Here is a 6,297-nt window from a genome sequence, read left to right as displayed (position 1 = left end):
GTCATTGGCGAATTCATTAATCAGATGTTTTTCAACTCTTCTGGTGCATGACCGCATAATTCTTTAGGGAAAATGGATCAGTTTTAGATCACTAAGTGAAAGCTATGTTGCTAGCGATATAAAAAAGGCGAGTCACCCCGCCTTTCTTCGCTTCACACTATTCAGCTTTAATGCCGTTTCTTCGGCGCAATCAAATCCGTAATCGAGCCTTCAAACATTTCCGCCGCCATGGCTACTGTTTCTGAAAGCGTTGGATGCGGATGCACCGTCAGGCCAATATCGGAAGCATTCGCACCCATCTCAATGGCAAATGCAACTTCAGCAATCAAATCGCCCGCATTGACACCGACGATGCCTGCACCGATCACGCGGTCAGTTTCCTCGTCGAAGATCAGCTTGGTCATACCTTCTTCACGCCCTAAAGATAAAGCGCGACCACTGGCTGCCCAAGGGAACACACCTTTGCCAATCTTCATACCCTTAGCTTTAGCCTCTTCCTCAGTTACACCCACCCAAGCAATTTCGGGGTCAGTGTAAGCGACTGATGGAATCACCCGTGCATCAAAGTGGCTCGGTAAACCAGAGGCTGCTTCGGCAGCGGTTTTGCCTTCGTGTACCGCTTTATGCGCAAGCATCGGTTGACCAATAATGTCACCAATCGCGAAGATATGTGCTTGGGTGGTGCGCATTTGTGAATCAACTACTTGCACAAAACCGCGCTCATCCACTGCGACACCCGCTTTTTCCGCGCCAATACGCTTGCCATTCGGGGTACGTCCGACTGCAACTAATACGCGATCATAGACTTGCGGTTCAGCAGGGGCATGTTTGCCTTCAAAAGTGACTTTCATCCCTGCTGGGGTAGCTTCGACTTTGGTCACCCGCGTTTCTAACCAAATCGCTTCATAGCGCTTTTGGATACGGGCTTGATAAGGCTTCACAATATCCTTATCCGCCCCTGCGACGATACTAGGGAGCATTTCCACTACGGTAATTTTACTACCGAGCGAGTGATACACCGTCGCCATTTCTAAGCCGATAATCCCGCCACCAATGACCAACATACGCTTAGGAATATCTTTCAATTCCAACGCACCAGTAGAGTCAATCACACGGGGATCGTCTGGAATGAAGGGCAATTTTACCGCTTCAGAACCGGCTGCAATCACTGCCTTTTCAAAGCGCACGATGGTTTTCTTACCATCATTACCAACCACTTCCACATGATTAGGATCGAGGAATGTCCCAACGCCATTTACTACTTGCACCTTGCGCTGCTTGGCTAAACCATTTAGTCCACCGGTTAAGCGCCCGACGATTTTCTCTTTCCATGTGCGCAGTTTGTCGAGGTCGATTTTAGGTTGGCTAAACTCAATCCCGAAATCACTGGACTCATGCGATTCATCAATCACTTTGGCAGCATGCAATAAGGCTTTAGAAGGAATACAACCTACGTTTAAGCATACCCCTCCCAAAGTCGCCCAACGTTCAACCAATACGGTTTGCATGCCTAAATCGGCGGCACGGAAGGCAGCGGTATAACCACCAGGGCCAGCACCTAAGACTAGCATTTGGCAAGTGACATCGGCTGTGCCACTGTGTTGGCTAGCGGCTGGTGCTGTCAATGAAGCTGTAGCAGGCAAACTTGCAACTGGTGCTGGAGCAGCTTTAGCTGCAGCCTCTTCAACTTCCATTAAACAAATGACCGTGCCTTCAGACGCTTTTTGTCCAGACGCGATTTTCAGCTCCTTCACCACGCCTGCATGTGTCGAGGGAATATCCATCGACGCTTTATCTGATTCGAGAGTGATTAAAGCGTCATCAACAGCAACTTTATCGCCGACTTTGACGAGAATCTCAATCACATCCACCTGTTTGAAATCGCCAATATCGGGCACTTTTACTTCAATTACATGACTCATTTAGATTCTCCCGATTACAGAATTAGATTGCGTACATCAGACAATACAAACGCAAGGTGGCTCACAAAGCGCGCCGCATAAGCACCATCAATCACCCGATGGTCATAAGACACCGCCAAGGGCTGAATGAGACGATCCACGATTTCACCATTTTTGCGTACTAAGCGCTCCTGCGCACGGGTCAAACCTAAAATACCGACTTCAGGTGCATTCACAATTGGCGTGAAATTCGTGCCCCCAATCCCACCGAGGCTAGAAATGGAGAAGCAACCACCTTGCATATCCGCTGCCTTAAGCTTGCCTTCCCGCGCTTTTTTGGAGACTTCGCCGAGTTCACGGGCAAGCTCAAATAAGCCTTTGCGATCCACGTCTTTGATCACCGGCACAACTAAACCATCGGGCGTGTCGACTGCAATACCAATATTGTAGAACTTGCGTTGAATCAGGTTCTCGCCATCATCTGCTAAAGCTGAGTTGAATTTCGGGAATTCTTTCAAGCCTGCTGCCACTGCTTTCATCATGAATACCAGTGGAGTGAAGTTAAAGCCCATCGATTTGGCTTTATCTTTCATACTATTGCGATAAGCTTCTAACTCAGTAATATCCGCTTCATCGAAATGGGTAACTTGAGGCACGGTCAACCAAGCGCGATGTAAATGCTTGGCAGAGAGTTTGCCAATGCGCGACATTGGAACCGTTTCGACTGCCCCGAATTTGCTCCAATCCGGTTGGGTAATGAACTGCACTCCCCCCATACCAGAACTCGCCGGAGCAGAAACTGATGGAGTACTGGCTGGTGCTGGACTTGCAGCAGGCGTACTTGCAGACGGAGCGACAAGCACAGCACCCGCTTTAAAGCCACGCACATCTTGCTCAGTAATCCGCCCATTCGGCCCTGTACCCGCAACTTGGGCAAGATCAATACCTAATTCACGCGCAATCCGCCGCACCGACGGGCTAGCATAAGCCCGTTTAAAAGCATCATCATTGCCAGTACTAACGATGGGCGCAGCCACCGCTTGAACTGGAGCACTTACAGCAGATGCTGAACTAGTCACTTCCGCTGGTGCAACACCTTCCACTTCGAGCAACAAAATCAGGCTACCTTCAGAAACCTTATCACCCACTGCGATTTTGATTTCCTTGACCTTGCCACCTTTCGGCGAAGGGATTTCCATTGAAGCTTTATCCGATTCGAGGGTAATCAAGGAATCTTCCGGCTTAATCACATCCCCAACATGCACTAGAACTTCAATGACACTGACATTTTTAAAGTCGCCAATATCTGGCACTTTAATTTCCTTCACACCTGCCACGGGTTCAGTCGCTTGTGCTACACCACCTGCGACTTTCGGTTGTGCGGGAGCAGAAGCGACATTAACGCTCGCCTCACCTGCATCTTTCAATAAGAGTATCAGGCTACCTTCTGAAACTTTATCGCCCACATTAATCTTAATCGCTTCAACAACACCGCCTTGAGAAGCTGGAATATCCATTGAGGCTTTGTCAGATTCTAAAGTAATGAGCGGGTCATCGATCTTTATGGTATCACCCACCTTCACGAGCAGCTCAATGACGGTCACTTCCTTGAAATCACCAATATCCGGTACTTTGATTTCTTTACTCATTTACACTCTCCTTAGGCGTACAGTGGGTTAGGCTTTTCAGGATCAATACCGTATTTCGCCATCGCTTCTAATACAGTTTTCGCAGTAATTTTGCCTTTGGCTTTCGAGGATTTTTGTTCATCCGCTAAAGCTTTTAGGGCAGTGACAGTCACGTAATAACGATCCACTTCAAAATGATGACGTAAGGCTTGGCGGCTATCAGAGCGCCCGAAACCATCAGTACCTAGGACATATAAAGGCTTATTCACATAAGGACGCACTTGATCAACATAGGTACGGATATAGTCCGTCGAAGCAATCACAGGGCCTTCAGTGCCTTCTAAGCATTGAGCAATCCATGATTGGCGCTCTTCTTGATCAGGATGTAAGAGATTCCAACGAGTACAAGCCGCTCCATCACGTGCGACCTCATTTAAGCTTGGGGTCGCCCAAATATCAGCATCCACATCCCAATCATTTTTCAGTAGATCAGCGGCTGCAATCACTTCACGTAAGATGGAGCCGCACCCCATCAGTTGCACCTGATGCTTAGCCTTCCCATCGGCCTTGCGGAAAGCATACATGCCTTTAATAATGCCCTCTTCAGCATTTGCAGGCATTGCTGGCATGCTGTAGTTTTCGTTTAGTGTGGTGATGTAATAGAATACATTCTCACCATTTTGGTACATGCGACGCAGACCATCATGGAAAATGACTGCTACTTCATACGCGAAGGTTGGATCATAGGATTTACAGTTGGGGATAAAGCCTGCGAATAATTGGCTATGTCCATCTTGATGCTGTAAGCCCTCGCCATTCAATGTGGTGCGCCCTGAGGTACCACCCACTAAGAAACCACGTGCTAACATATCACCCGCTGCCCAAGCCAAGTCACCAATCCGTTGGAAACCAAACATCGAGTAGTAGATATACAGCGGAATCATCATCTTATGATTATTCGCATAAGAAGTCGCTGCCGCAATCCATGAAGACATCGCACCCGCTTCGTTAATGCCCTCTTGCAATAACTGTCCTTTGGCGGATTCGCGGTAGGGCATAATATCGGTCGCATCCATTGGCTCATAGAGCTGACCATCTGGCGCGTAGATCCCTACTTGACGGAACATGCCTTCCATCCCAAAGGTACGGGATTCATCCGGTACGATTGGCACTAAACGTGGCCCCAATTCTTTATGCCGTGCTACTGCAACCATCACACGCACCATCGCCATCGTCGTAGACATGGTACGTTCGCCCGTATCTTTCAAGAGAGCATCAAACAGTTCCCGCAACTCAGGTACAGCTAAAGTTTCAAAGTTTTGTGGGCGATTCGGTAAATATCCACCTAAAGCTTGACGACGCTCATGCAGATATTTCATCTCCAAAGAGTCGGCAGCCGGCTTATAAAAGGAAGCATTCTCAACCTGCTCGTCGGTCACAGGAATACGGAAGCGATCACGTAATTTGCGTAATTGGTCAGAACTCAGCTTTTTCTGTTGATGGCTGATATTCATCCCCTCGCCTGCCTCACCCATGCCATAACCTTTAACCGTATGCATCAGGATAATGGTCGGACGACCTACCGTATTCACTGCATTGTGATAAGCCGCATAAACCTTTTCTTGGTCATGGCCGCCCCGCAGCAAATCATAATAGATTTGATCATCGGTCATATCCGCGACCATTGCTAATAGCTCAGGGTATTTACCAAAGAAGTGTTCACGTGTGTAAGCACCCCCTTTGTTTTTAAAGTTTTGATATTCGCCGTCAACGGCTTCCATCATGCGCTTACGCAATAAGCCATTGGTATCTTTAGCCAGTAAACGATCCCAGCCTGAACCCCATAAGACTTTAATGACATTCCAACCTGCGCCCCGGAAGTTGCCTTCCAATTCTTGGACGATTTTGCCATTACCGCGCACTGGGCCGTCTAAGCGTTGCAGATTACAGTTCACTACAAAGACCAGATTATCTAAGCGCTCACGGGAAGCTAAAGAAATTGCACCTTGAGATTCTGGCTCATCCATCTCGCCATCACCTAAGAACGCCCATACCTTACGGCCTTCCGCATGATTATCAGCAATCTTGGCAAAACCGCGATGCTCTAAATATTTTAAAAACCGTGCCTGATAAATGGCCATAATCGGGCCTAAGCCCATTGATACCGTTGAGAACTGCCAAAAGTCTGGCATTAAGTAAGGGTGTGGATAGGAAGATAAGCCTTTACCTTTGGATTCAATACGGAAATTTTCTAGTTGCTCTTCGTTAAATCGCCCCTCCACAAACGCACGGGCATAAGTTCCCGGTGCAGTATGCCCTTGAATAAACAGCATATCACTGCCATTTGGATGACCGTGACCTTTCCAGAAGTGGTTATAGCCCACTTCATACATAATCGCCGAGGATTGGAAGGAGGCAATATGCCCACCGGGTTCAGCAGGCTTGCGATTCGCACGTACCACCATCGCCGTCGCATTCCAGCGCAAAGCGCGCAGAATATGCCGCTCCAACTCCAAATTACCTGGATAAGCAGACTGCTGATCGACAGGGATAGTATTGATATAGGGAGTGTGCATATCTGGCGGCTCAACACCAGCCTCGGATGCCGTTTCTATGGTTTTATGCAGTAAATAGCGGGCGCGATCCGCACCGGAACGCTCAACCACCACATCAATGGCCTCTTGCCATTCTTGGGTTTCTTGTGGGTCGTGGTCTAACGGGTCATGGCTCATTAAGAATCTCCTAGCACTGAAAGGTTAGGAGCGGTC

Annotated in this window: 3 protein-coding genes; all 3 read right to left on the bottom strand. The window is 48.3% G+C overall.

The features are described 5' to 3' along the window. Nucleotides 1–167: 167 nt before the first annotated feature. Genes lpdA through aceE form a run of 3 tightly spaced genes read right to left on the bottom strand, consistent with a single transcriptional unit; the run spans nt 168 to nt 6,261 of the window. Complete coding sequence (gene lpdA, locus Q0307_RS12095) at nt 168–1,922, bottom strand: dihydrolipoyl dehydrogenase (RefSeq protein ID WP_298660918.1); 1,755 nt, start codon at nt 1,920–1,922, stop codon at nt 168–170. A gap of 14 nt (nt 1,923–1,936) precedes the next feature. Beyond that, nucleotides 1,937–3,550 carry a dihydrolipoyllysine-residue acetyltransferase gene (locus tag Q0307_RS12090; protein ID WP_298660916.1) on the bottom strand — a complete coding sequence of 538 codons (1,614 nt, stop codon included), beginning with the start codon at nt 3,548–3,550 and terminating at the stop codon, nt 1,937–1,939. A gap of 11 nt (nt 3,551–3,561) precedes the next feature. Beyond that, entirely contained in the window at nt 3,562–6,261 is a 2,700-nt protein-coding gene (gene aceE / locus Q0307_RS12085; RefSeq protein ID WP_298660914.1) for a pyruvate dehydrogenase (acetyl-transferring), homodimeric type, read from the bottom strand. Nucleotides 6,262–6,297 lie beyond the last annotated feature (36 nt).

It is taken from the genome of uncultured Thiothrix sp. (genome assembly GCF_937873765.1).
Lineage (GTDB): Bacteria > Pseudomonadota > Gammaproteobacteria > Thiotrichales > Thiotrichaceae > Thiolinea.
Note: the sequence above shows the minus strand (reverse complement) of the source record. Positions and strands in the feature narration are given on the sequence as shown.